The organism is Pseudomonas fluorescens, from assembly GCF_902497855.1.
In the GTDB taxonomy this organism is placed as follows: domain Bacteria; phylum Pseudomonadota; class Gammaproteobacteria; order Pseudomonadales; family Pseudomonadaceae; genus Aquipseudomonas; species Aquipseudomonas fluorescens_BI.
Genome location: NZ_CABVHU010000003.1, coordinates 195,580 through 219,974, shown reverse-complemented (window position 1 = coordinate 219,974; position 24,395 = coordinate 195,580). Strand labels below are relative to the sequence as shown.

Annotated in this window: 22 protein-coding genes; 7 read left to right on the top strand and 15 right to left on the bottom strand. The window is 60.0% G+C overall.

Annotated elements, in window-relative coordinates; genetic code table 11:
- Positions 1-78: 78 nt before the first annotated feature.
- Together F8N96_RS08580 and F8N96_RS08575 are read right to left on the bottom strand one after the other, a co-directional pair.
- Positions 79-666, bottom strand: a complete 588-nt coding sequence (locus F8N96_RS08580) for a mobile mystery protein B (RefSeq protein WP_150797436.1) — start codon at positions 664-666, stop codon at positions 79-81.
- Positions 657-1,121: a mobile mystery protein A gene (locus F8N96_RS08575; protein ID WP_150797435.1), complete on the bottom strand. Its 465-nt coding sequence runs from the start codon at positions 1,119-1,121 to the stop codon at positions 657-659. Before F8N96_RS08575 ends, F8N96_RS08580 begins: the two co-directional genes overlap by 10 nt.
- Positions 1,122-1,850: 729 nt before the next feature.
- Between F8N96_RS08575 and F8N96_RS35330 the strand changes: the two genes are divergently transcribed.
- Entirely contained in the window at positions 1,851-2,189 is a 339-nt protein-coding gene (locus tag F8N96_RS35330; protein WP_150797616.1) for a hypothetical protein, read from the top strand.
- A 117-nt stretch (positions 2,190-2,306) separates the two neighbouring features.
- Here the strand turns inward: F8N96_RS35330 and F8N96_RS08565 are convergent, their stop codons facing one another.
- The 9 genes from F8N96_RS08565 to F8N96_RS08525 form a co-directional block, all read right to left on the bottom strand.
- Positions 2,307-2,846, bottom strand: a complete 540-nt coding sequence (locus F8N96_RS08565) for a GNAT family N-acetyltransferase (protein ID WP_150797434.1) — start codon at positions 2,844-2,846, stop codon at positions 2,307-2,309.
- Between the two features lie 147 nt (positions 2,847-2,993).
- Positions 2,994-3,995 (bottom strand): response regulator, encoded by a 1,002-nt coding sequence (locus F8N96_RS08560; protein ID WP_150797433.1) that lies wholly within the window; start codon positions 3,993-3,995, stop codon positions 2,994-2,996.
- A gap of 48 nt (positions 3,996-4,043) precedes the next feature.
- A complete protein-coding gene (locus F8N96_RS08555; RefSeq protein WP_150797432.1) occupies positions 4,044-5,054 on the bottom strand; it encodes a chemotaxis response regulator protein-glutamate methylesterase in 1,011 nt (336 codons plus the stop codon).
- On the bottom strand, positions 5,051-7,348 hold the full coding sequence (locus tag F8N96_RS08550; protein WP_150797431.1) for a hybrid sensor histidine kinase/response regulator: 2,298 nt from the start codon (positions 7,346-7,348) through the stop codon (positions 5,051-5,053). Before F8N96_RS08550 ends, F8N96_RS08555 begins: the two co-directional genes overlap by 4 nt.
- The gene (locus tag F8N96_RS08545) at positions 7,345-8,028 is read right to left on the bottom strand and encodes a chemotaxis protein CheW (RefSeq protein WP_150797430.1); all 684 of its coding nucleotides are present in this window, start codon (positions 8,026-8,028) and stop codon (positions 7,345-7,347) included. Before F8N96_RS08545 ends, F8N96_RS08550 begins: the two co-directional genes overlap by 4 nt.
- On the bottom strand, positions 8,025-9,296 hold the full coding sequence (locus F8N96_RS08540; RefSeq protein ID WP_150797429.1) for a CheR family methyltransferase: 1,272 nt from the start codon (positions 9,294-9,296) through the stop codon (positions 8,025-8,027). Before F8N96_RS08540 ends, F8N96_RS08545 begins: the two co-directional genes overlap by 4 nt.
- On the bottom strand, positions 9,293-9,829 hold the full coding sequence (locus F8N96_RS08535; RefSeq protein ID WP_150797428.1) for a chemotaxis protein CheW: 537 nt from the start codon (positions 9,827-9,829) through the stop codon (positions 9,293-9,295). The genes F8N96_RS08540 and F8N96_RS08535 overlap by 4 nt, the downstream gene beginning before the upstream one ends.
- Positions 9,829-11,451: a methyl-accepting chemotaxis protein gene (locus F8N96_RS08530; protein ID WP_150797427.1), complete on the bottom strand. Its 1,623-nt coding sequence runs from the start codon at positions 11,449-11,451 to the stop codon at positions 9,829-9,831. The genes F8N96_RS08535 and F8N96_RS08530 overlap by 1 nt, the downstream gene beginning before the upstream one ends.
- A gap of 301 nt (positions 11,452-11,752) precedes the next feature.
- On the bottom strand, positions 11,753-12,475 hold the full coding sequence (locus F8N96_RS08525) for a tellurite resistance TerB family protein (RefSeq protein ID WP_150797426.1): 723 nt from the start codon (positions 12,473-12,475) through the stop codon (positions 11,753-11,755).
- Between the two features lie 300 nt (positions 12,476-12,775).
- Here F8N96_RS08525 and ydcS point away from each other — a divergent pair, with 300 nt between their 5' ends.
- From ydcS to F8N96_RS08500, 5 genes are all read left to right on the top strand, one after another.
- Positions 12,776-13,927 carry a putative ABC transporter substrate-binding protein YdcS gene (gene ydcS, locus F8N96_RS08520; RefSeq protein ID WP_150797425.1) on the top strand — a complete coding sequence of 384 codons (1,152 nt, stop codon included), beginning with the start codon at positions 12,776-12,778 and terminating at the stop codon, positions 13,925-13,927.
- Between the two features lie 112 nt (positions 13,928-14,039).
- The gene (locus F8N96_RS08515; RefSeq protein WP_150797424.1) at positions 14,040-15,077 is read left to right on the top strand and encodes an ABC transporter ATP-binding protein; all 1,038 of its coding nucleotides are present in this window, start codon (positions 14,040-14,042) and stop codon (positions 15,075-15,077) included.
- Positions 15,078-16,025 (top strand): ABC transporter permease, encoded by a 948-nt coding sequence (locus F8N96_RS08510; protein ID WP_150797423.1) that lies wholly within the window; start codon positions 15,078-15,080, stop codon positions 16,023-16,025. It abuts the gene before it with no gap.
- Positions 16,015-16,824 carry an ABC transporter permease gene (locus F8N96_RS08505; RefSeq protein ID WP_150797422.1) on the top strand — a complete coding sequence of 270 codons (810 nt, stop codon included), beginning with the start codon at positions 16,015-16,017 and terminating at the stop codon, positions 16,822-16,824. Before F8N96_RS08510 ends, F8N96_RS08505 begins: the two co-directional genes overlap by 11 nt.
- 170 nt (positions 16,825-16,994) lie before the next feature.
- Positions 16,995-18,419: a gamma-aminobutyraldehyde dehydrogenase gene (locus tag F8N96_RS08500; protein ID WP_150797421.1), complete on the top strand. Its 1,425-nt coding sequence runs from the start codon at positions 16,995-16,997 to the stop codon at positions 18,417-18,419.
- A 142-nt stretch (positions 18,420-18,561) separates the two neighbouring features.
- Here the strand turns inward: F8N96_RS08500 and F8N96_RS08495 are convergent, their stop codons facing one another.
- Together F8N96_RS08495 and F8N96_RS08490 are read right to left on the bottom strand one after the other, a co-directional pair.
- Entirely contained in the window at positions 18,562-18,801 is a 240-nt protein-coding gene (locus tag F8N96_RS08495; protein ID WP_224789505.1) for an AbrB family transcriptional regulator, read from the bottom strand.
- A gap of 62 nt (positions 18,802-18,863) precedes the next feature.
- A complete protein-coding gene (locus F8N96_RS08490; RefSeq protein WP_150797420.1) occupies positions 18,864-19,049 on the bottom strand; it encodes a hypothetical protein in 186 nt (61 codons plus the stop codon).
- 411 nt (positions 19,050-19,460) lie between these two features.
- Here F8N96_RS08490 and F8N96_RS08485 point away from each other — a divergent pair, with 411 nt between their 5' ends.
- The gene (locus tag F8N96_RS08485; RefSeq protein ID WP_150797419.1) at positions 19,461-21,086 is read left to right on the top strand and encodes a glucan biosynthesis protein D; all 1,626 of its coding nucleotides are present in this window, start codon (positions 19,461-19,463) and stop codon (positions 21,084-21,086) included.
- Between the two features lie 199 nt (positions 21,087-21,285).
- Here the strand turns inward: F8N96_RS08485 and F8N96_RS08480 are convergent, their stop codons facing one another.
- Positions 21,286-22,392, bottom strand: coding sequence for an NADH:flavin oxidoreductase/NADH oxidase (locus F8N96_RS08480; protein ID WP_150797418.1), 1,107 nt, complete (start codon positions 22,390-22,392; stop codon positions 21,286-21,288).
- A gap of 234 nt (positions 22,393-22,626) precedes the next feature.
- Positions 22,627-24,336: a single-stranded-DNA-specific exonuclease RecJ gene (gene recJ / locus F8N96_RS08475; RefSeq protein WP_150797417.1), complete on the bottom strand. Its 1,710-nt coding sequence runs from the start codon at positions 24,334-24,336 to the stop codon at positions 22,627-22,629.
- Positions 24,337-24,395 lie beyond the last annotated feature (59 nt).

Below are 24,395 nucleotides of genomic sequence, written 5' to 3'. Positions count from 1 at the left end.
GGCAGCACTCGTTGGCGAACTTTTGAAAGCCGGCGAGTATACCGTAATCAGGCTGTCACGGCAGCCCGCCTGGCGGCTTTAGCTGCGCACGAAAGCCAGGAGGGGGGCGTAATCGCCAGCATCAGCTGCACGAAGAGACTGGATATAGCGACCACGCACCTCATTGGTCGAAACCAGATTCCCGCTTCCCCAGGAAAAACCGGGCTCGCCGCACTGCCGCAGAAGGGCATCTGCCATATAACGAGCGTGGCGGCCATTTCCGTTCGGGAAAGGGTGAATCCACACGAGCTGGTGATGGAAGCGTACCGCGATCTCCTCAGGCGGAAAGATTTTGTGCTCGACCCAATACGCCACGTTACCTAATAGTTGACTCAGCTTGATCGCGATATGTATAGGTTCACAGCCGATGTTTTTTTCAGTCCTGCGAAATGTTCCAGCCCACTTCCAAGTATCGCTGAACATCCACTTGTGAAGATCGCGGCAAAAGCCCTCGTTCAGCACGTCGAGCGTTTTCTGACGATCCAGCCATTGTCTGGCTTTGAGTAAGTTTTCCGATTCCCACTCGTCAAGCTCGCCTTGGGTGCTGATGTGCTTTGGCTTGAGCCCTGCTGCTTCATCAGGATCGAGAGGCGTTTGGCCCTGCTTCAGTTCTGGTTCTACCGCCATAGTCGAGTCCACGCCCCCGCCAGCAATTCCTGGCGTCGCTCAGTCACCTTGCGCTCGACAAATGAGTCCGATGGCCGCTGGTCTTCAAGGGCCATCATGTGTGATACCCCCATGATCTCCTTCCTGGCCAGCCATTCAGCCCGCTCTTCGACCATTTCATGCAAGGGTCTCTTCGGTACCAGTGCATAGACAAGCTCGCAGTCCAGTCCATCGGCCAGTTTTCTCAGTTGCCGCAGAGTAATGCGGTCATCGGATTCCGATTGCTCAGATTTCTGCAACGTAGCGGGAGCTACGCCCGCCAAAGCAGCCTGACTGCGCACGGACCTGCCGAGCGCTTCTCGGATCGAGCGCAACCATCCGCCAGGAGGCATCGGTGTCCCTTTGATGGCAGAAAAAGGCTCAAGGGCCCTTTCCACCTGCGCCAGACGCAGCTTGTTGAGCGAAGAGTTACGCATAAAAATCACGCCCTCAAAGTGTGTAGATTCTCGCCGTATGAAAAATTGTATGCCTATAGGCTGTAAGCATACACCAATCTGACAGCCTATACGCATACAATATAAAATTTATAAACCATCATAGGCATACATAAACCACGAATCTGTATAGCTAAACCCATACATTTATACCATTTCTGAACGCCTAGAAGCAGTCGTAATTCATCATATAGCATACCTATAGGCATACGAATTTGGCTACGGATCGTGCGATCACGCGAACGATCGTTCAATCGCTGGTCACTGCACTACTTGTTTTTTTCAACATCCGAGACTGACTTCGGCCTGCGTATCAACCCGACCAGTGCTGCGAGCGGCTATTGACCCATCGTAGTAAGTGGAGCGGCTTACAAATCAACGGGATCAGAGCCTCAGCTCGCCAGCAGTGTGCGCAAGCCCCGTCGAGGTGAGGCGTATCGGAATACCGATTTCGGCCACACATTCGGAAAGTTCATCTGCGCCGCGATGGATAACTCGATAGCGCTGTAGGAAATAACCTCAAGAAAAACGGACCATTCCTACGACATTAGTAATTGCGTGACACTTGGGCTTTGCCTATAACTGCGTAACGCGAATAATTAGAGAGAGAGAGTTACCAGCATTTGACCCTCCACCAAACTCGGAGACGTCTTATATAGGCGATTCTATCAATACCAGACAAAAGGTCAAAAAATGAAAAACCACCATTACATGATCGCAGCTCTGATACTCATGATTTTTGGCGAAGTACTAACGATTTACAGCGAAGTATATGCTTCAAAGCTACCCGGCCGCCCATTGGAAACACCATCAATGTTCTTGAAGCCTATAATACTAATTTGCGTTGCCGGCATAAGCTTGGTATTTGCATACTGGCTAGGGTACCAAGCCACTGGAAATATTTGGGTGGTGACAGTCGCCTCATTGACACTGCTTCTTATTTTAGAGCCTATTGTTATATACGCAATGTTAAAGGAACTACCCGAAAGAGGGGCGCTAATAGGATTTATTCTAGGCGCTACTGGACTGATTGCCACAGTCACCCTTTAATCAATATCGAGCTGCATTTTCTGTGACTATGAATATTATTCAGCGTAGGCGACCCGAATAATGGAATGCCACCGGGTACGTCTGTGAGGATTACCCAACTCACCTTTGCAACCTTTCCTAATCTGAAATCAAACTGGTTAAAATATGATCCCTCCATATGCCATTCAGCTTCAAATATTTTCTGGCGTACCCTTCACGTTCAAACCCTAGTGATTTTAGTAATCTGGCACTTCGTTGATTCGACGGCTCATAGTTTGCCATCACCCTATTAAGATCCAACTCACGAACCACAAAGCTTATTGTTTGTGACAACGCCTCCCTCATCAGTCCTTTGCCTTGGTACTCGCTATCGATGCTATAACCTAGGTAGCAAGCTTGGAAGGGACCCTTTACTATTTGATCAAAATTTATTACACCTATTACTTTCTCGCTATCAAAAAGAGCGAACCGCCATTCGGTACCAGCGGAACGGGATAGTTGGTAGCGTGACATTTGCCCCTGCCAAAACGCCCGTGTATAAAACTCAGAAGTACGTTCCGGCATGGAAGATTCCAGATGCTTCTGATTTCTAGAAAAATACTCCGCAACAGATTGTGAATTGCATTCTAAAAAATCTACGACTGCGACATGACCTATCCCAAAATTAAGCTTTCGCATACCACCTCCTTATCTTTCTGGATTAGGTCCCAGCGGCAAACGCAGGCGCAGACTCCGTAAAACATACGAATAGCTGACAGGTTTATTTTTACTCCATCAAAAATAAGCTTGTCAGCTATTTCCAATCAACCATTGGTGCGCATGCCCCTACTCAATCCCCACCTGATTACGCCCATTGTTCTTCGCCAGGTACAGCCCCTTGTCCGCCGCCAGGATCAATTGACGGCAGTCGCCGCCTTGCTGCGGGGTCATGGTCGACAGGCCGATGCTGATGGTCAGGCTCGAACCTTCCACTGGGAAATTGTGCGCAATCTTCAGAGACGCCACGGATTGGCGCAGTTTTTCCGCCACCAGCCGCGCACCGCCTGGCGAAGTATTGGGCAGGACCAGGGCAAACTCTTCGCCGCCGTAACGGGCCGGCAGGTCCGACGGCCGGGCGCTGGCGTCGCGGATCGCGATGGCCACCTTGCGCAGGGCTTCATCGCCGTCCAGGTGGCCAAAGCTGTCGTTGTAGGACTTGAAGTAGTCGACATCGATCATCAGCAGCGACAGTTGACTCTGGTCGCGTAGCGAGCGGCGCCACTCCAGTTCCAGGTATTCATCGAAATGCCGGCGGTTCGACAGCCCGGTCAGGCCGTCGGAGTTCATCAACCGCTGCAGCACCAGATTGGTGTCGAGCAACTGCTGCTGGCTGACTCGCAGCGCCCGGTACGCCGCGTCACGCTGCAGCAGGGTCATGTAGGAACGCGAGTGATAGCGGATACGCGCCACCAGTTCGATGTTGTCCGGCAGCTTGACCAGGTAATCATTGGCCCCGGCCGCAAACGCCGCGCTCTTGATCAGCGGGTCTTCCTTGGTCGACAGGACAATGATCGGAATGTCCTTGGTCGCCGGATGATTGCGGTATTCGCGCACCAGGCTCAGGCCGTCGAGACCGGGCATGACCAGGTCCTGCAGGATCACCGTCGGCTTGATGCGAATCGCCTGGGCGATGGCCTGGTGCGGGTCGGCGCAAAAGTGGAAATCGATATTTTCTTCATTCGACAAGCCGCGGCGCACCGCCTCGCCGATCATTGCCTGGTCATCTACCAACAACACCATGGCGGCGTTTTCGTCGGTATTGGAGCCGTCGAGTTGTAAGTTATTCATGTGCGGTCACCTGAGTACTGCTTGGGCCGGGATTGCTGCTTAAGTGCGTCATTTGCCGAAAATTTCCAGCAATCGTGGCGCGATCTTGTCCAGTGGACGAATTTCTACGGCAGCGTCGATGGCGGCAGCTGCCTTGGGCATGCCGTACACCGCGCTGCTGGTTTGGTCTTGGGCGATGGTCAGGTAGCCCTGTTGGCGCATGAGTTTAAGCCCCTGTGCGCCATCGCGCCCCATGCCGGTCAACAAAACGCCCACGGCATCGCCGCTCCAGTAATGGGCCACGCTCTCGAAAAACACGTCGATCGAGGGCCGATAGATCTCGTTGACCGGTTCGGCGGTGTAGGCCAGCCTGCCGTTTTTCAACAAGCGGATATGGTGGTTGGTACCGGCCAGCAACACCGTACCGGGCTGCGGCGGCTCACCCTCCTGGGCCAGGCGCACGTTCAGGCCGCTGGCGCTGCTCAGCCATTCGGCCATGCCGGCGGCGAATACCTGGTCGACATGCTGCACCAGCACGATCGCCGCAGAGAAATTGCGCGGCAGGCCCTTGAGCAATATTTCCAGCGCAGCCGGCCCGCCCGCGGACGAACCGATGGCGATCAGGCGCTGACGCGAAGCCGAGCTGCGCAACAGGCTCGGGGCCGCTCGCTCTCGATGGCCCCGGTCACCGATCAGCCAACCAATGTTGATGATCTTGCGCAGCAGCGGTGCGGCCGCATCCTGCGCGTTACCCACACCCAGTGCAGGCGTGTCGACGACATCCAGCGCGCCGTAGCCCATGGCCTCGAACACCCGATGGACATTCTGCTGGCGGTCGACCGTGACGATGACGATCGCGCAGGGGGTCTCGGCCATGATTCGCCGAGTCGCTTCCACGCCGTCCATCACCGGCATGATCAGGTCCATCAGGATCAGGTCCGGAGTGTATTCGGCGCAACGTTGCACCGCCTCGGCGCCGTTGCCGGCGACCCAGACCACCTCGTGTGCCGGCTCGAACGCCAGGGCACGGCGCAGGGCCTCCACCGCCATGGGCATGTCGTTGACGATGGCTATCTTCATGCCCGCGCTCCTCCGATGAGCTCCACCACTGCATCGAGCAGGGCGTCGTCATGAAAACTGGCTTTGGCTAGATAATAGTCGGCGCCGGCGTCCAGTCCACGACGGCGGTCTTCTTCGCGATCCTTGTAGGACACTACCATGACCGGCAGGGATTGCAGGCGATTGTCCCGGCGCAATAAAGACACCAGTTCGATGCCATCCATGCGTGGCATATCGATGTCGGTGATCAGCAGGTCGAAATCCTCCGAACGCAGGGCGTTCCAGCCATCCATGCCGTCCACCGCCACGGCCACGTCATACCCTCGATTGAGCAGTAACTTGCGTTGCAGCTCGCGAACGGTCAGCGAGTCGTCGACCACCAGGATCCGTTTGCGAGCGGCTTCGACAACCTGGCCGCCCTGACGCGAGATACGCTCCAGACGCCCGGTGTTGAGCAACTTGTCGACCGAACGCAGCATGTCTTCGACGTCGACGATCAGCACCACCGAACCGTCGTCGAGCAAGGCCCCGGCGGAAATGTCCTGCACCTTGCCCAGGCGTTCGTCCAGCGGCAATACCACCAGCGTCCGCTCGCCGATGAAGCGCTCGACGGCCACCCCGTAGATCGCCTCGCGCTCACGAATGACCACCACCTTGAGGGTCTGCTGACTGTGCTGGCTGGCCGGGCGCTGCAACAGCTGGCTGGCGGCGACCAGCCCGACGTGCCGGCCTTCGTGCCAGAAATGCTGACGGCCCTCGACCTGCACGATGTCCGCCGGCTCCAGGTCGCACATGCGCTCGATGTGAGCCAGTGGAAACGCATACGCCTCGTCACCGACTTCCACCACCAGGCTACGCACCACCGACAGGGTCAGTGGCACTTCGAGGTGGAAATGGCTGCCCTCGCCCACCGCCTGTTCCAGCACGACCGCGCCGCGCAATTGCCGGACCATGTGTTGCACGGCGTCCAGCCCGACGCCGCGTCCGGACACTTCGGTGACGGTGTCCCGCAAGCTGAAACCCGGCAGGAACAAAAAGGTCAGCAGTTCCTCTTCGCTCAACTGCGCAGCCGTTTCAGCCGGGGACAATTGCCGCTCGACAATGCTGCGCCGGACCTTTTCCAGGTCGACACCGTTGCCGTCATCGCTCAATTCCAGCACCAGCAGGCCGGCCTGATGCGAGGCGCGCAGGCGGATCAAGCCTTCCGCCGGTTTGCCGGCCAGCAGGCGCTCTTCCGGGGATTCGATGCCGTGATCCACGGCATTGCGCAGCAGGTGCGTCAGCGGCGCTTCGAGTTTTTCCAGGACGTCGCGATCGACCTGGGTTTTCTCGCCCTCGATCTCCAGTCGCACCTGCTTGCCCAGGCTACGGCCCAGGTCGCGGACCATCCGCACTTGCCCGGTCAACACATCGGCAAACGGGCGCATGCGACACGCCAGTGCCGTGTCGTACAACACTTGCGCCCGTTGACTGGCCTGCCAGGCGAACTCATCCAGCTCGGCGTTCTTTTCCACCAGCACTTGCCGGGATTCGGCCAGCAGCCGACGGGCATCGTCGAGGGCTTCCCGGGCCTCCAGGCTCAAGGCATGTTCCTTGAGATGGACGTTGAGGTTTTCCAGGGCCCGCAGGCTGTTGTCCTGCAGGCGCTTGAGCCGCTGCATGGAGGCCAGGTGCGGCTTGAGCCGCAGGGTTTCCACCAGGGATTTGCTCGACAGGTCGAGCAGGCTGTTCAAACGCTCGGCAGTGACCCGCAGGACCCGCTCACCGTTTTCGGTGGTGCGTCTGGCCCTGGCTGCCGGCTCGCCGGACGCGCCAGGTGGCGGCTCGAGGTCCAGCACCGGCATCGACAACTCAACCCCGGGGGCTTGCAGCGGATCCTCCGCCATGAACGGCGCAATGGGGGTACTGATCGGCACGGCAAGCGCCAGCGGATCCAGCAATCGATCCATCACGGCCACATAGGCCTCGATGTCCGCAGGACCCGGGCTGTTGTCGGGCGTTGCGATGCGCATCAGCAGATCGGTGCCTTGCAACAATGCATCGATGTGTTCCGGGCGCAGGTACAGGCGCCCATCCTGGGCACTGACCAGACATTCTTCCATCACATGCGCGACGCTGACACCGGCGTCGACACCGACGATCCGCGCGGCGCCCTTGAGCGAGTGCGCCGCGCGCATGCACGACTCGAGATGATCGGCCTGGGTCGGATCGCGCTCCAGCGCCAGCAGGCCTGCGCTCAGCACCTGGGTCTGGGCTTCGGCTTCCAGGCTGAACAGCTCCAGCAAAGAGGCGTCGCGCAATTGCTCTGGGGTCATGTAAGGCTCCGGGTCACGGCGGACAGCAGCTGTTCTTCATCCAGCCAACGCAGGCTGCGACCTTTGAATGGCAACACACCACGGGTGTATTTGGCGCTGGCCTGGGTACCCGAGCGAGATGCCGCCTCGAGGATGCGCTCGTCGATGGCATGGATCCCGTCCACCTCGTCCACCGGCACCACCACCGGCCCGCCGTGGGCGGCGATGATCAGCATCCGCGGCATGACCCGCGCGCCGGACGCCACGCTACCCGCCCCATCGAGGCCGAGCAGTTCGACCAGGGACAGGCATGCCACCAGGGCACCGCGCACGTTGGCCACGCCGAGCAAGGCCCGGGAACGCTGGTGCGGCAAGGAGTGAATCGCTTGCAGCGGCGCCACTTCCACCAGGCTGCGGGTGGCCAGGCCCAACCATTCTTCGCCAAGACGGAACATCAACAGCGAACGGGTTTGCACGTCGCTCTCGACCGCCGTCGACACTTGCCCGCGATCTTCCTGCTGCAATGCATAGCGGTCGAGCAGGCGCGTCGCGGCGGCTGAATACACCGCGCAGTTGCGGCAGTGAATGTGCTCGCCCAGCAGCGGGCAGGACTTGTCGCCGTGGACACCGATGCGGTTCCAGCAGTCGTCGATGGCCTGGGCATCTTCATGGGTAAGGCTAAAGGTGTCGGCAGCGTTCATCGTTTACGCTCACTGTCTGCGGCGCGCTCGCTGCGGGCGGCGCGGGCCTGCAATCTTTGGGCACCTGCCGTGTCGCCCAAAGATTGCAGCAACGCCGCCAGGTGCATCAACGCTTCTGAATGTTGCGGTTCGAGGTACAAGGCCTTGCGATAAAAACCCTGGGCCTCCAGGACTCTGCCGGTGACATCGCTAAGCAAGCCCAGCCAGTAAAAGACCTGGGCTACTGGCTCATGACTGCGCAAATAGCGATCGCACGCGGCGCGGGCTTCGGCGCTTTTGCCTTCGTTGGCCAGCGCGGCAATGTTCGCCAGCAGCGCCGCGGCGTCCGGGTTGGCGGTTTTCGTCGCGACAGGCAACGGCGTCACCGTTGCGAAAGGCCGACTTCGAACAGGCGGCGGTGTCATGCTGCGCACCGGTTGGCGCACCGGCAGGGGCGTCGGCACGAATGTCGCCACAGGCGTAGGCTGCGGTGCACTCTGGCGGCTGAACGCAAAGGACTGCGCGATGCCGATCGAACGCATGCCGAAACGGCCGAGCAAACTGCCCTCGGCCGGCCCGATAAACAGCACGCCATCCACATGGGTCAGGCGCTTGAGCACTTCGAATACTTGCTGTTGGGTCGACTGATCGAAATAGATCAAGAGGTTGCGGCAAAACACAAAGTCATAAGGCGGCTCGTTGGCCATCAACGTCGGATCCAGCAGATTGCCGACCTGCAAACGCACTTGTTCAAGCACCCGCCCGCTGAGGCGATAGCCCTCGTCTTCGACGGTAAAATACCGATCGCGAAACGCGATGTCCTGACCCCGGAACGAATTCTTGCCGTACATCGCGCGCCGGGCTTTTTCCACCGACAACGGGCTGACGTCCATGCCTTCGACTTTGAACTGATGCGGCTGGAACCCGGCATCAAGCAACGCCATGGCGATGGAATACGGCTCTTCACCGGTGGAACACGGCAGGCTGAGAATCCGCAGCGCGCGCATGTTGTTGATGTCGCTCAGACGCCTGGCAGCCAGTTTCGCCAGCGTGGTGAAGGATTCCGGGTAACGGAAAAACCAGGTCTCGGGGACGATCACCGCTTCGATCAGCGCCTGCTGCTCGTCCGGCGAGCCCTGCAAGGTGTGCCAGTACTCATCGGCCGTCAGCGCCTTGGACGCCGCGCTGCGCTGGCGCACCGCGCGCTCGATGATCGCCGGTCCCACCGAGCTCACGTCGAGACCGATGCGCTCTTTGAGGAAATCGAAAAACCGCTGGTCGCTGCTCATGGTCGCTCCTCAAACAGCGCCAGGTCCACCGGCTGCGCCGGAAACAGCAGCGCGCGAACCTGCTCGTCCAGCAGATCGGCGACCCGCACCCACTGCAGCAGACCCCGGGCATCTTCGCGCACCGGCCCGAGGTATGGCGCCTGGCGGTTATCGAGGCCATAAGGCTGAAAGTCTGCCGGATTGCAACGCAAGGTATCGGTGGCCTGTTCCAGAATCAGCCCAAGCAATTGCGCCTCAGCGGTTTCATCCGGGCGGTAATTGACCAGCACCAGGCGTGTGCTGGTGCGGGCCTGGGCCGGACGCCCGAAGGTCAGCGCACTGATGTCGATCACCGGCACCACCGCACCGCGATAGGCGAACACCCCGGCCACCCAGTCCGGCGCGCGAGGAATCGGCTTCAATGGCAGGCACGGAAGCACTTCCGCCACTTCGATGGCCTGCAACGCATAGCGCTCGTTCCCGATGCGGAACACCAGGAACAATGATTGCAGCGCCGGCTTCACGGCGATGCGTTTGGCCGTGGGTTCGCTCATCAGACTTTGAATCGCGAAACGCCACTACGCAGCCCTACGGCCACCTGGCTCAGTTCGTCGATGGCGAAACTGGCCTGGCGCAGGGACTCGACGGTCTGGCTGCTGGCATCGCCCAACTGCACCAGCGCGTGGTTGATCTGCTCCGCGCCCGTGGCCTGGGCCTGCATGCCTTCGTTGACCATCAACACCCGCGGCGCCAATGCCTGGACCTGATGAATGATCTGCGACAACTGCTCCCCGATTTGCTGAACTTCAGACATGCCACGGCGCACTTCTTCAGAGAACTTGTCCATGCCCATGACCCCGGCCGACACCGCCGACTGGATCTCGCGCACCATTTGTTCGATGTCGTACGTGGCCACGGCGGTCTGGTCCGCCAGACGCCGCACTTCGGTGGCGACCACGGCAAACCCGCGGCCATATTCACCGGCTTTTTCCGCCTCGATGGCGGCGTTGAGAGAAAGTAGATTGGTCTGGTCGGCGACTTTGACAATGGTCACCACCACCTGGTTGATGTTGCCGGCCTTCTCATTGAGGATCGCCAGCTTGGCGTTGACCAGATCGGCCGCGCCCATGACCGAGTGCATGGTCTCCTCCATCCGCGCCAACCCTTGCTGCCCGGAACCGGCGAGCACCGAGGCCTGATCGGCTGCGGTGGACACCTCAGTCATCGTGCGCACCAGATCCCGCGACGTGGCCGCAATCTCACGGGACGTTGCGCCGATTTCGGTGGTGGTGGCAGCGGTTTCGGTGGCGGTCGCTTGCTGTTGCTTGGAGGTGGCAGCGATCTCAGTGACCGACGTGGTGACCTGCACCGACGAGCGCTGAGCCTGGGACACCAGGGACGTCAGCTCGGCCATCATGTCGTTGAAGCCGGTTTCCACCACACCAAATTCGTCCTTGCGCGCAAGGTTCAGGCGGTTGCTGAGATCACCGGTGCGCATGACTTCGAGAATTTCGACGATCCGGTTCATCGGCGCCATGATCGCGCGCATCAACAAAAGACCACACACCCCGGCAATAATGACTGCAACCAGTAACGAAATGCCCATGATCAGCTTCGCCACCGCTACCGATGAGATGATCGAGTCCGTGGCCGCCTCAGCCGCCTCCCTGTTGAACTCAATGAGGTTATCCAGCAGTTTACGGCCGGCATCCCATGTCGGGGTCATCTGTTCGGTGAGTATGCGACGGGCCTGTTCGATGTCGTTATGCTGGTAGGCATCGAGGACCTCTTCGAGCAGCTTGTCATATTGATCGTGAATTCTTTCAAACTCATCGAATCTTGCCTGATCATCTTTCTCGAAAATCGTACTCCGGTAGCTGGCCATCGAGGTTTGCAGTCTTTCCTCGATTCCCTCGTACATATCCTTGTCGGCTTGGGTCATGCCTCGACCGCCACCCAGTCCGATCAGTTGCTGGGTCAGCACGTAATCATCGACCCAGGCACCGCGAATCAGGGAGCTGTAGTGAATCCCGGGAACACTGTCCGAGCGCACAACGTTCTCGCTGGACTCAATCGACAGTAGACGGGAATAAGAGACGACGACCATCAGCAGCATGATGGCGATAATCACCGCAAAGCTCGCCAAGATCCGTTGGCGCAACGTCCAGTTCTTCACAGTCAGTCCTCGAGGTATTTCCAAATGCTGCGGAGTATAGCCGAGGGTGGTGTTTCATTTATAAGACAGATGCGCGGCAGGTCTCAGATTGGCAAATCGAGGATGTGGCTGGACTGAGAATCCCCCCTGTAGGAGCTGGCTTGTCGGATCGCCGCACCGCAGCGAAGGCGGCCTGAAGAGCGCAGCAAGACTTGAGGGCCCCTTCGCTGGCAAGCCAGCTCCTACAGGGGATGGCTTGCCAGTGAAGGTGGTCTGGAGAGCGATGCAAGACCTGAGGGGCCCTTCGCCAGCAAGCCGGCTCCTACATCGAAGCCTGGCGCACCTGCTTCTCCAGCTCGGCCTTCAACCCCGGATCGAGCTTCAGCTGACGCGCCAGTTCATCCAGGTAGGACTTCTCCATGAAGTTCTCCTCGTCCACCAGCATCACACTGGCGATGTACATCTCGGCGGCCATTTCCGGAGTGCCGGCGGCACCTGCGACGTCGGCCGGGTCCAGGGGCTTGTTGAGTTCGGCGTGCAGCCAATGCTGCAGTTCCTGATCGTTGTCGAGCTTGCTGAACTCGCCCTCGATCAATTCGCGCTCCCGTGCATCGACGTGGCCGTCGGCCTTGGCCGCCGCTACCAGTGCCTTGAGGATCGCCTGGCTGTGCTGCTCGACCTGGGCGGCCGGCAAGCGGTCGATGGTTTGGGGTTCGGTGTTCGATGCCGTGCCCTGCTGGGCCTGCCAATTGCCATACGCCTTGTAGGCAATCACTCCCAGCGCCGCCAGGCCGCCATAGATCGCGACCTTGCCGCCGACTTTGCGCACCTTCTTGTTACCCAGCAGCAGGCCCATGGCCCCGGCTGCCAGGGCACCACCGCCAGCGCCGGAGAGCATCCCGCCCAAGCCGCCCGAGCCACCGGCACCGCCGAGCAGACCGCCCAGCCCACCGGCAGACGATTTGTTCTGCGAGCCGCCATTTTTTTTCTGCAACAGATCCTGGCCGGACTTGAGTAGCTGATCGAGCAATCCACGGGTGTTCATGTTCCGCCTCCAAAAAGGGGTTATCCGGATCAATAAGGCCACCAGACTAGATGGAAAGTGCCCGAGATCCGTCCGCGAGAGTGCTTCCAGATGTTGCTTGATCCAGCGCGGCGTCAAGCGCACCGGCTGCAGCAAGGATATGCCCGGTGAATCGCCGCCGGGCCACCGTGTTGTGCGGCAATCCGGCTCGCCACGGACCGCATTGATAAAAGCGCACTACGCTAACAATTAGCCGTACCGGCATTGGCTTCATCACGTTCAGAAACTGCCCCGACCATAATTAAAGAAGAGGGAAACACCATGTTCGTGCACAAGACCGCACTGCTCAGTGCAATCACCACCGCGCTGCTGACCAGTGCCAGCATCCAGGCGGCCGAACCGCTGAAGGCTGTCGGTGCCGGCGAAGGCCAGCTGGATATCGTCGCCTGGCCTGGCTATATCGAACGTGGCGAGAGCGACAAGGCCTACGACTGGGTGACCGGTTTCGAGAAGGAAACCGGGTGCAAGGTCAACGTCAAGACGGCCGCCACGTCCGACGAGATGGTCAGCCTGATGACCAAGGGCGGTTACGACCTGGTCACCGCGTCGGGTGATGCGTCCCTGCGACTGGTCGCCGGAAAACGTGTGCAGCCGATCAACACGGCGTTGATTGCGAACTGGAAGACCATTGATCCACGTCTCAAGGATGGCCCGTGGTACGTCGTCGATAAACAGACCTACGGCACCCCGTACCAATGGGGTCCGAACGTGTTGATGTACAACACCAACGTGTTCAAGACAGCCCCTGACAGCTGGAGTGTAGTGTTCGAGGAACAGACGTTGCCTGACGGCAAGTCCAACAAGGGCCGGGTCCAGGCCTACGACGGTCCGATCTATATCGCCGACGCGGCGCTCTACCTCAAGGCGAAACGGCCGGAATTGGGGATCAAGGACCCGTATCAGCTCAACGAAGAGCAGTACAAGGCGGCACTGGACCTGCTGCGCAAGCAACAACCGTTGATCCACCGCTACTGGCATGACGCAACCGTGCAGATGAGCGACGTCAAGAACGAAGGCGTGGTGGCGTCCAGCACCTGGGGCTACATGGTCAATGGCCTGGTGGCGGACAAGCAGCCGGTTGCCTCGGTTATTCCCAAGGAAGGTGCAACGGGCTGGGCGGACACCACCATGCTGCACGCCGAGGCCAAGCATCCCAATTGTGCCTACAAGTGGATGGACTGGTCGCTGCAACCGAAAGTCCAAGGCGACCTCGCTGCATGGTTCGGTTCGCTGCCGGCGGTTCCGGCGGCGTGCAATGAGAGCGAATTGCTCGGCGCCGAAGGTTGCAAGACCAATGGGTTTGACCAGTTCGAGAAGATTGCCTTCTGGAAAACCCCGCAAGCCGAAGGCGGCAAGTTCGTGCCGTACAGCCGCTGGACCCAGGACTACATTGCGATCATGGGCGGTCGCTAGGCCCTCTTCGCGAGCAAGCCGGTCTCGCTCCCACATATGATGGTATTCCACTGTGGGAGCGAGACCGGCTTGCCGGCGAAGCTCTTGGATTCAGATTCTTGGAGCCCACGCAATGACACCTGCAGTCCAGTTCACCAACGTTTCCCGGCAGTTCGGCGAAGTTAAAGCCGTCGACCGGGTTTCCATCGATATCCAGGACGGCGAGTTCTTCTCCATGCTGGGCCCTTCCGGCTCGGGCAAAACCACCTGTCTGCGCCTGATTGCCGGTTTCGAACAGCCAAGCGCAGGCTCCGTTCGTATCCATGGTGTCGAGGCCACCGGGCTGCCGCCCTATCAGCGTGATGTCAACACCGTCTTCCAGGATTACGCGCTGTTCCCGCACATGAACGTCCTCGACAACGTCGCTTATGGCTTGAAAGTCAAAGGGGTGGGCAAGGCCGAACGGCGCAAACGTGCCGAAGAAGCCCTCGACATGGTCGCCCTCGGCGGCTACGGCGGGCGCAAGCCGGTGCAACTGTCCGGCGGACAACGCCAGCGTGTGGCCCTGGCTCGCGCGCTGGTCAATCGCCCTCGGGTGTTGCTGCTCGACGAACCCCTGGGTGCACTCGACCTCAAGCTGCGCGAGCAAATGCAGGGCGAGTTGAAGAAGCTGCAGCGCCAGCTCGGCATTACCTTCATCTTCGTCACCCATGATCAGACCGAAGCGCTGTCGATGTCAGACCGCGTGGCCGTGTTCAACAAGGGTCGCATCGAGCAGGTCGACACGCCACGCAACCTGTACATGAAACCGGCGACCACGTTTGTGGCTGAATTCGTTGGCACCTCGAACGTGATTCGCGGTGACCTGGCGCAACAGTTGAGCGGCAATCCACAGCCGTTTTCGATCCGTCCGGAACACGTGCGTTTCGCCGAAGGTCCGCTGGCCAGCCACGAGATCGAAGTCAGCGGCTTGCTGCACGATATCCAGTACCAGGGCAGCGCCACCCGCTATGAACTGAAGCTGGAAAACGGCCAGACCCTGAACATCAGCCAGGCCAACAACCAATGGCTGGACGTCGACGCGCGGCATCAGACCGGGCAACGCGTCAGTGCCCGCTGGGCGCGTGAAGCCATGGTGGCGCTACACGACACCGTCGGCGGCGGGGTGTGAATGAACACCGTGACGGCTCCACAACCCCCGGCCAACGGTTCGCCATTGCGCAGGTTTTCCAACCTGCTGTATCGCCGGCCCAACCTGTATCTGTCGATGCTGCTGATACCGCCACTGCTGTGGTTCGGCGCGATCTACCTCGGTTCGCTGCTGGTGCTGCTGTGGCAAGGTTTCTACACCTTCGACGACTTCACCATGGCAGTCACGCCCGACCTGACCCTGGCGAACTTCGCAGCGCTGTTCCAGCCGTCTAACTTCGACATCATCGTGCGCACCCTGGGCATGGCCGTCGTCGTGTCGATCGCCAGCGCCGTCGTGGCCTTCCCGATTGCCTACTACATGGCCCGTTACACCACCGGCAAGACCAAGGCGTTTTTCTACATCGCGGTGATGATGCCCATGTGGGCCAGCTACATCGTCAAGGCGTATGCCTGGACCTTGCTGCTGGCCAAGGGCGGCGTGGCGCAGTGGTTCGTTCAACACCTGGGGCTGGAGCCGGTGTTGCAATGGGTGCTGGGCATACCGGGGGTGGGGGGCAGCACCTTGTCGACCTCGCACCTGGGGCGCTTCCTGGTCTTCGTCTACATCTGGCTGCCGTTCATGATCCTGCCGATCCAGGCCTCCCTTGAACGTCTGCCGCCGTCGCTGTTGCAAGCCTCGGCCGACCTCGGGGCGACGCCGCGCCAGACCTTCATGCAAGTGACGTTGCCACTGTCGATTCCGGGCATTGCCGCCGGTTCCATCTTCACTTTTTCCCTGACCCTGGGCGATTTCATCGTGCCGCAACTGGTGGGCCCGCCGGGTTACTTCGTGGGCAGCATGGTGTACGCCCAGCAAGGCGCGATCGGCAACATGCCCATGGCCGCGGCCTTCACGCTGGTGCCGATCGTGCTGATCGCCATCTACCTGTCAATCGTCAAACGACTGGGAGCTTTCGATGCACTCTGAAAAGGCGTCTTGGGGACTGCGCACCGCAGCCTGGGGTGGGTTGGTGTTCTTGCACTTTCCGATCCTGATCATCTTCCTGTACGCCTTCAACACTGAAGACGCGGCGTTCAGTTTCCCACCCAGGGGGTTCACCCTGAAATGGATCGGCGTGGCGTTCTCGCGGCCCGACGTGCTGGAAGCGATCAAGCTGTCATTGCAGATTGCGACCGTTGCTACACTTATTGCACTGGTCCTTGGCACGCTGGCGTCGGCGGCGTTGTACCGCCGGGATTTCTTCGGCAAGCAGGGCATCTCGCTGATGCTGATCCTGCCGATCGCGTTGCCGGGGATCATCACCGGTATCGCGCTGTTGGCGACGTTCAAGACGCTGGGCATCGAGCCGGGGATGTTCACCATCATCGTCGGTCACGCGACCTTCTGCGTAGTGATCGTCTACAACAACGTCATCGCCCGCTTGCGCCGCACCTCGCACAGTTTGATCGAAGCCTCGATGGACCTCGGCGCCGACGGTTGGCAGACCTTCCGCTACATCATTCTGCCGAACCTCGGCTCGGCGTTGCTGGCCGGCGGCATGCTCGCCTTTGCGCTGTCGTTCGACGAGATCATCGTCACCACCTTTACCGCCGGCCATGAACGCACCTTGCCGCTGTGGCTGCTCAACCAGCTCAGCCGCCCGCGGGACGTGCCGGTGACCAACGTCGTCGCGATGCTGGTGATGATGGTGACTATGCTGCCGATTCTCGGCGCGTACTACTTGACCCGTGGTGGGGAGAGTGTGGCGGGTAGCGGCGGGAAATAACTGTCCTCCCATTTCTCACGTAGACGCTGGATACGTAGGAGCTGGCTTGCCGGCGAAGGGGCCATCACTCTCGACATTGATGTCAACTGATCCACCGCTTTCGCCGGCAAGCCAGCTCCTACAGGGACCGGTTTCCACACAGAAAACAACAGTTCCGAGAGGACATGAACATGCAAACCCAACTCCTGATCAACGGCCAGCTGATCGATGGCGAAGGCCCGGCCCAACCGGTGTTCAACCCGGCGCTGGGCCGGATACTGGTGGAAATCAACGAAGCCAGCGAAGCCCAGGTCGATGCCGCTGTGCGCGCCGCCGACAGTGCCTTCGAAAGCTGGTCGCAGACCACGCCGAAAGAGCGCTCGCTGCTGCTGCTCAAACTCGCCGACGCCATCGAAGCCCACGGCGAAGAGCTGGCCAAACTGGAATCGGACAACTGCGGCAAACCTTACAGCGCCGCACTGAATGACGAGATTCCGGCGATTGCCGACGTGTTCCGTTTCTTCGCCGGCGCCAGCCGTTGCATGAGCGGTTCGGCCGGCGGTGAGTACCTGCCCGGGCATACATCGATGATCCGTCGCGACCCCGTGGGCGTGATCGCCTCCATTGCGCCGTGGAACTACCCGTTGATGATGGTCGCCTGGAAAATCGCCCCGGCCCTGGGCGCCGGTAATACCGTGGTGCTCAAGCCGTCGGAACAGACCCCGCTGACCGCGATGCGCCTGGCGCAACTGGCGTCGGAAATTTTACCGGCCGGTGTGCTCAACCTGGTGTTTGGCCGTGGTCCTACGGTCGGCGGACCGCTGGTCAATCATCCGAAGGTGCGCATGGTGTCGCTGACCGGCTCGATCGCGACGGGTTCGAACATCATTTCCAGCACCGCCGACAGCGTCAAACGCCTGCACATGGAACTGGGCGGCAAGGCGCCGGTGATCATCTTCGACGACGCCGACATCGACGCCGCCGTGGAAGGCATTCGCACTTTCGGCTTCTACAACGCCGGCCAGGACTGCACCGCCGCGTGCCGCATCTATGCGCAGGAAGGCATTTACGACAGCTTCGTCGAGAAACTCGGCGCGGCGGTCAGCAGCATCAAGCATGGCGTACAGGATGATCCGTCGACCGAACTGGGTCCGCTGATCACCGCGCAGCATCGCGACCGCGTGGCCGGGTTCGTCGCGCGTGCCGTGGCACAGCCGCATATCCGCCTGATCACGGGTGGCAACGTAGTGGAAGGCGATGGCTACTTCTTCGAGCCGACGGTGCTCGCCGACGCGCAACAGGACGACGAGATCGTCCGCCGCGAAGTGTTCGGGCCGGTGGTGTCGGTGACCCGCTTCACCGATGAGGCGCAGGTGCTGGGCTGGGCCAACGATTCGGACTACGGCTTGGCGTCGTCGGTCTGGACCTCGGACGTCGGTCGTGCGCATCGCCTCTCGGCACGCTTGCACTATGGCTGCACCTGGGTGAACACGCACTTCATGCTGGTTAGCGAAATGCCCCATGGCGGGCAGAAGCTGTCCGGGTATGGCAAGGACATGTCCTTGTATGGGCTGGAGGACTACACGGTGGTACGGCATGTGATGTTCAAGCATTAAAAGCTTCGCGGGCAAGTCTCGCTCCAGGTTTTATGGCGTATCCAATCATCTGAACGCCACCAACCCGTAGGAGCAAGCTTGCTCGCGATGGCGTCACCGCTGGTTCAAGGAAAAGACTGGGCAGTGGTGTCGACCACCATCATCAGTCCTCACCTCGCAGCAATTTCATCAAATCGTCGGTTTGTCCTTTGATATCTGCTTTACCCCGAGCGGCCTCGAACCGATCAGAGGCACCGGTCTTGCCCACCTTGTCCTCTTCCTCGCCCATTGGCTCGGGAATCGTAACTTGGCCTTTATCGCTATTGATTGTCGACATGACAGTTACCTGAACACCGGTCGATGAAATAACCCATTGAGCACAACCGCCGCTCATCGTAGGCATTTTCGTCTCAATCTGAAGGATCCGACCGTGGCACCGGTGCCACGGCCATATCCACTCCCTGCTCAAAACCGCGAAACACTCCGCATCGCGTCCACCAGATAACGCATGGCAATCCGATCGCTCTCCGACAACTCGCGATAGCGCTCCACCAGCTTCATCTCCTCGGAATTGAGCCAACGCCTCCTCCGCCCGGTGACCAGGCACGGAAAGATTCCCAACAGTTCGGTGATGCCTTGTATTTTCGACATGGACGATGTCCTTCTGTACGTCAGAGAAAACTTGCAAAGCCGCATCGCCCTACCCTTTTTTCAGCGGTCACCTGGTGCCAACTGAATCCCACCGGCCTGAGGGCAGAAACCGGTCATGTCCATAGAATAGGAAGTTATTCGGGCTGAAAAGCGATTTTTAGAGTAATTAATCGAAAAAAGCAGAAATGCCCTGTAAATCAGAAATGGCTGTCAGACATTTTTACTGACATGTCTTGTTTCATTGCTGCGCCATTGTCGGGCCATCAATCATTTTTTCTCTGCGACCGAACGGTTTAAGCTATTTGGCATCTGTTTAAAGTCCGTTGCGTTTGGCCGAAGGCATGTCCGAACCTCCATTTTTGATCCAATGTGCCAGGAACGGTGCGGGATTGTTCACGACAGGTTGTACTTATGCACCGCAGGAATTTGCTCAAAGCGTCCATGGCCATCGCGGCTTACACCGGTCTCTCGGCCTCCGGCCTGCTGGCCGCTCGAGCCTGGGCCGGGAACGGAGCGGCGGATGGCGAGGCTCAGGCATTCGATTTCGAAGCCCTGAAGATCCAGGCCAAGCAACTCGCCGGTAACCGCTACCAGGACACCAAACAGGTGCTGCCGCCGACCCTGGCGACCATGACCCCGCAGAACTTCAATGCGATCCGCTACGACGGCAACCACTCCCTGTGGAAAGACCTGAACGGTCAACTGGATGTGCAGTTTTTCCACGTCGGCATGGGGTTCAAACAGCCGGTGCGCATGTACAGCGTCGACCCCAAGACGCGGCAGGCGCGCGAGGTGCATTTCCGCCCGTCCCTGTTCAACTATGAAAAAACCACGGTCGACACCAAGCAACTGACCGGCGACCTGGGCTTTTCCGGGTTCAAGTTGTTCAAGGCTCCGGAGCTGGACAGGCATGACGTGCTGTCCTTCCTTGGCGCCAGTTATTTCCGCGCGGTAGACGCCTCCGGCCAGTACGGTCTGTCGGCCCGCGGCCTGGCGATCGATACCTATGCCAAAAAGCGCGAGGAATTCCCGGACTTCACCAAGTTCTGGTTCGAGACGCCGGGCAAGGACAGCACCCGTTTCGTGGTCTATGCGCTGCTGGATTCGCCGAGCGCCACCGGTGCCTACCGTTTCGACATCGATTGCCAGGCCGAACGCGTGGTGATGGAGATCGATGCTCACATCAACGCGCGCACCGCCATCGAACAGCTGGGTATCGCGCCGATGACCAGCATGTTCAGTTGCGGCACCCATGAGCGCCGCATGTGCGACACCATTCATCCGCAAATCCACGACTCCGATCGCCTGGCGATGTGGCGTGGTAATGGCGAGTGGATCTGCCGTCCCCTGAACAACCCGGCCACCCTGCAATTCAACGCCTTCGCCGACACCGATCCAAAAGGTTTCGGCCTGGTGCAGACCGATCACGAGTTCGCCAATTATCAGGATACCGTCGACTGGTACAGCAAGCGTCCAAGCCTGTGGGTAGAACCGACGACTGCGTGGGGCGAAGGCTCGATCGATCTGTTGGAAATTCCTACGACCGGCGAAACCCTGGATAACATCGTCGCCTTCTGGACCCCGAAAAAACCGGTGGCGGCCGGCGACTCGCTGAACTACGGCTACAAGCTCTACTGGAGCGCGCTGCCACCGGTGAGTACACCGCTGGCGCGGGTCAACGCGACTCGTTCGGGCATGGGCGGCTTCATCGAAGGCTGGGCGCCTGGCGAGCATTACCCGGAAGTCTGGGCGCGACGGTTTGCCGTGGACTTCACGGGCGGCGGTCTCGATCGCTTGCCGGAAGGTGCGGGGATCGAGCCTGTGGTGACCTGCTCGAACGGCGAGGTGAAAGACTTCAACGTGCTGGTGCTGGATGCCATCAAGGGCTATCGGATCACATTTGACTGGTACCCGACCAATGACAGCGTGGCGCCGGTGGAGCTGCGGTTGTTCATTCGCACCAATGACCGGACGTTGAGTGAAACCTGGTTGTACCAGTACTTCCCGCCGGCGCCGGAGAAGCGCAAGTACACCTGACAGGAAGGGGTTGTCTGAACCGGCCCCTTCGCGAGCAAGCCCGCTCCCACATTGGATCGCATTCCATCTGGATGATCGCGATTAACTGTGGGAGCGGGCTTGCCCGCGAAGGCGGCTGAACAGGCAGCAAATATCCCGGCACAGAAACACAAAAGCCCCGATCAACACGACCGGGGCTTTTTTGGTTTTACAGCCTCACTCAATCACGCAAATCCGACTCATGAATCGGCTGTTCCCGATGGGTGGCCCGCTGATACTGCGCCGGCCAGATGGCCTTGCGCCCACCCAGGTCGTCATCGGCATGCAGCGGCCAGTACGGATCGCGCAGCAGTTCCCGAGCCAGGAAGATAATGTCGGCCTGGCAAGTGCGCAATATGTGCTCGGCCTGCGCGGGTTCGGTAATCATGCCTACAGTGCCGGTGGCAATGCCTGACTCCTTGCGCACACGTTCAGCGAAGCGGGTCTGATAACCCGGCCCTGTGGGAATTTCGGCGTTGACCGCCGTCCCCCCCGACGACACGTCGATCAGGTCCACGCCCAATGCGTGAAGGCGTCGGGCCAGTTCGACGGTTTCATCGGGGTTCCAGCCGTCTTCCACCCAATCGGTGGCCGACACCCGCACAAACAGCGGCAACTCCTCGGGCCATACCGCACGCACCGCCTCGGTGACTTGCAGCACCAGCCGAATTCTATTTTCGAACGAACCGCCATATTGATCCCGTCGCTGATTACTCAGGGGCGACAGGAACTGGTGCAACAGGTAACCGTGGGCGGCGTGTATTTCCACCACTTTGAATCCGGCGGTCAGCGCTCTTTTGGCCGAGTCGACAAAGGCCTGGATGACGTCCGCGATCTGGCCTTCATCAAGCTGTCTGGGTTGGGTGTGCTGCGGATCGAAAGCAATCGGCGAAGGACCGACCGGCGTCCAGCCACCGGCATCGGGTTTGACGCTGCCATGCTTGCCCAGCCATGGCCGCCAGGTACTGGCCTTGCGCCCGGCATGGGCCAGCTGAATGCCGGCGACGGCGCCCTGAGCGGTGATGAAGCGGGTGATACGTTGCAGGGGTTCGATCTGTTCGTCGTTCCACAGGCCGAGGTCGTCGGCGGTGATCCGGCCGTCGGCCGTGACCGCCGTGGCTTCGGTAAACACCAGACCGGCGCCCCCGACAGCGCGGCTGCCAAGGTGGACCAGGTGCCAGTCATTGGCCAGGCCATTGACGCTCGAGTACTGGCACATCGGCGAGACCGCAATGCGGTTGAGCAGGGTCAATTGGCGAATGGTGTAGGGTTCAAGCAGCAGACTCATGGGGCACCTCTCGAATCAGTGGGCAGGCTCCAGGGTTCTGTTTGAAAGTCGACGAGTGACAGGAAAAAAAGCTGCAGCACCCGCCCCCGCGGGCAAAAAATTCGACAAGACGTCACAAGGATTATCAAGCAGTGCTTAGAGCCTAGTCGACATCGGGGGATGAGGGAGGTTTGAGATGGATTGGTGTCAGGAAGATCGTCTTCGCGGGCAAGCCTCGCTCCTACAGCGAATGGCTCAACGCGGTTCGATGTGGGCAATCATCAATTGCACCGTCTCATTCCCGCGAAACTCGTTGAGGTCGAGCTTGTAGGCCAGTTCCACCCATTTGATGGTCGGATTCGGCCAGATGTCGCGGTCGATGCCAAAGGCAATGCCATCGAGTTTCACCGAGCCACATTCGCTTTTCAGCACCACCTTGAGGTGCCGCTCGCCGACGATACGCTGCTCGACCAGCTGAAACACGCCATGGAACAACGGCTCCGGGAAGTGTTGCCCCCAAGGGCCGGCATGACGCAGGGCACGGGCCAGTTCCAGGTGAAACTCCTCGACCGCCAGGGTGCCGTCGGACAGCAACCGGCCGGTCAGGTCCTCTTCGCGCAATTGCCGGCGGACTTCGGCGTCGAAGGCTTCGGCGAACAACGGAAAATTCGCTTCCGGCAGCGTCAGGCCGGCAGCCATGGCATGGCCGCCATATTTACTGATCAGATTCGGATGCTGCGCCGCCACCACGCTCAAGGCGTCACGAATATGAAAACCCTGAACCGAACGCCCCGAGCCCTTGAGCAGACCATCGCCGGCATCGGCAAAGGCGATCGTCGGACGGAAATAGCGTTCTTTCATACGCGAGGCGAGGATACCGATGACGCCCTGGTGCCACTCGGGATCGAACAGGCACAGGCCAAACGGCATCGATTCCACCGGCAAGTCCTTGAGCTGGGCCAGCGCCTCACGCTGCATGCCCTGCTCGATGGATTTGCGATCCTGGTTCATGCCGTCCAGCTGTGCGGCCATTTCCCGGGCAAGCCCGGCATCTTCGGTGAGCAGGCATTCAATGCCCAGGCTCATGTCATCCAGCCGCCCTGCCGCGTTCAGGCGCGGGCCGACGATGAACCCGAGGTCGGTTGACGTGATGCGCGCATGATCACGTTTCGCCACTTCGAGAATTGCCTTGATCCCCGGTCGTGCGCGTCCGGCGCGAATACGCTCCAGGCCCTGGTGCACCAGAATCCGGTTGTTGGCATCCAGCGGCACCACGTCGGCGACGCTGCCCAGCGCCACCAGGTCCAGCAACTCGCCGATGTTCGGCTGCGGCGTGCGCTCGTACCGACCCAGGCTGCGCAGGCGCGCACGCAAGGCCATCAGCACATAGAAAATCACCCCGACCCCGGCCAGCGCCTTGCTCGGGAACTCGCAACCCGGCTGGTTGGGATTGACGATGGCATCGGCCAGCGGCAGCTCGTCGCCAGGCAAGTGGTGATCGGTGACCAGGACCTTGAGCCCGGCCTTTTTCGCCGCCGCCACGCCTTCGACGCTGGAGATGCCGTTATCCACGGTAATCAGCAGTTGAGGGTCGCGGGTCAGTGCGACTTCGACGATTTCCGGGGTCAGGCCATACCCATATTCGAAGCGGTTCGGCACCAGGTAATCGACATGAGCCGCGCCCAACAGCTGCAATCCCAACATGCCCACGGTACTGGCCGTCGCCCCATCGGCGTCGAAGTCACCGACGATCAGAATCCGCTGACGCTGCTCCAGCGCCGCCACCAGCAAATCCACCGCACCCTCGATGCCCTTCAGCCGCTGGAACGGAATCAGCCGCGCCAGGCTTTTGTCCAGCTCGGCTTCGCACTGCACGCCCCGCGCCGCGTACAGACGGGTCAGCAGCGGCGGCAGATCACCGAGCAATGGCAGGGGGTCGGGCAACAGGCGAGGTTCGATGCGCATGGGGTGACAGGTGCTTCTCTTGGATAGGTGGGACAAAACCGGTGGATGCAGTACCGCGC

Bases quoted from the DNA above. Each gene is read 5' to 3' on its own strand.
- F8N96_RS08560 (WP_150797433.1), bottom strand. From the start codon at position 3,995: ATGAATAACTTACAACTCGACGGCTCCAATACCGACGAAAACGCCGCC.
- F8N96_RS08505 (WP_150797422.1), top strand. From the start codon at position 16,015: ATGCACTCTGAAAAGGCGTCTTGGGGACTGCGCACCGCAGCCTGGGGT.
- F8N96_RS08495 (WP_224789505.1), bottom strand. From the start codon at position 18,801: ATGCCTACGATGAGCGGCGGTTGTGCTCAATGGGTTATTTCATCGACC.
- F8N96_RS08545 (WP_150797430.1), bottom strand. From the start codon at position 8,028: ATGAACGCTGCCGACACCTTTAGCCTTACCCATGAAGATGCCCAGGCC.
- F8N96_RS08490 (WP_150797420.1), bottom strand. From the start codon at position 19,049: ATGTCGAAAATACAAGGCATCACCGAACTGTTGGGAATCTTTCCGTGC.
- F8N96_RS08540 (WP_150797429.1), bottom strand. From the start codon at position 9,296: ATGAGCAGCGACCAGCGGTTTTTCGATTTCCTCAAAGAGCGCATCGGT.
- F8N96_RS08565 (WP_150797434.1), bottom strand. From the start codon at position 2,846: ATGCGAAAGCTTAATTTTGGGATAGGTCATGTCGCAGTCGTAGATTTT.
- F8N96_RS08510 (WP_150797423.1), top strand. From the start codon at position 15,078: ATGAACACCGTGACGGCTCCACAACCCCCGGCCAACGGTTCGCCATTG.
- F8N96_RS08525 (WP_150797426.1), bottom strand. From the start codon at position 12,475: ATGAACACCCGTGGATTGCTCGATCAGCTACTCAAGTCCGGCCAGGAT.
- recJ (WP_150797417.1), bottom strand. From the start codon at position 24,336: ATGCGCATCGAACCTCGCCTGTTGCCCGACCCCCTGCCATTGCTCGGT.
- F8N96_RS08550 (WP_150797431.1), bottom strand. From the start codon at position 7,348: ATGACCCCAGAGCAATTGCGCGACGCCTCTTTGCTGGAGCTGTTCAGC.
- F8N96_RS08485 (WP_150797419.1), top strand. From the start codon at position 19,461: ATGCACCGCAGGAATTTGCTCAAAGCGTCCATGGCCATCGCGGCTTAC.
- F8N96_RS08535 (WP_150797428.1), bottom strand. From the start codon at position 9,829: ATGAGCGAACCCACGGCCAAACGCATCGCCGTGAAGCCGGCGCTGCAA.
- F8N96_RS08555 (WP_150797432.1), bottom strand. From the start codon at position 5,054: ATGAAGATAGCCATCGTCAACGACATGCCCATGGCGGTGGAGGCCCTG.
- F8N96_RS35330 (WP_150797616.1), top strand. From the start codon at position 1,851: ATGATCGCAGCTCTGATACTCATGATTTTTGGCGAAGTACTAACGATT.
- ydcS (WP_150797425.1), top strand. From the start codon at position 12,776: ATGTTCGTGCACAAGACCGCACTGCTCAGTGCAATCACCACCGCGCTG.
- F8N96_RS08480 (WP_150797418.1), bottom strand. From the start codon at position 22,392: ATGAGTCTGCTGCTTGAACCCTACACCATTCGCCAATTGACCCTGCTC.
- F8N96_RS08500 (WP_150797421.1), top strand. From the start codon at position 16,995: ATGCAAACCCAACTCCTGATCAACGGCCAGCTGATCGATGGCGAAGGC.
- F8N96_RS08575 (WP_150797435.1), bottom strand. From the start codon at position 1,121: ATGCGTAACTCTTCGCTCAACAAGCTGCGTCTGGCGCAGGTGGAAAGG.
- F8N96_RS08515 (WP_150797424.1), top strand. From the start codon at position 14,040: ATGACACCTGCAGTCCAGTTCACCAACGTTTCCCGGCAGTTCGGCGAA.
- F8N96_RS08580 (WP_150797436.1), bottom strand. From the start codon at position 666: ATGGCGGTAGAACCAGAACTGAAGCAGGGCCAAACGCCTCTCGATCCT.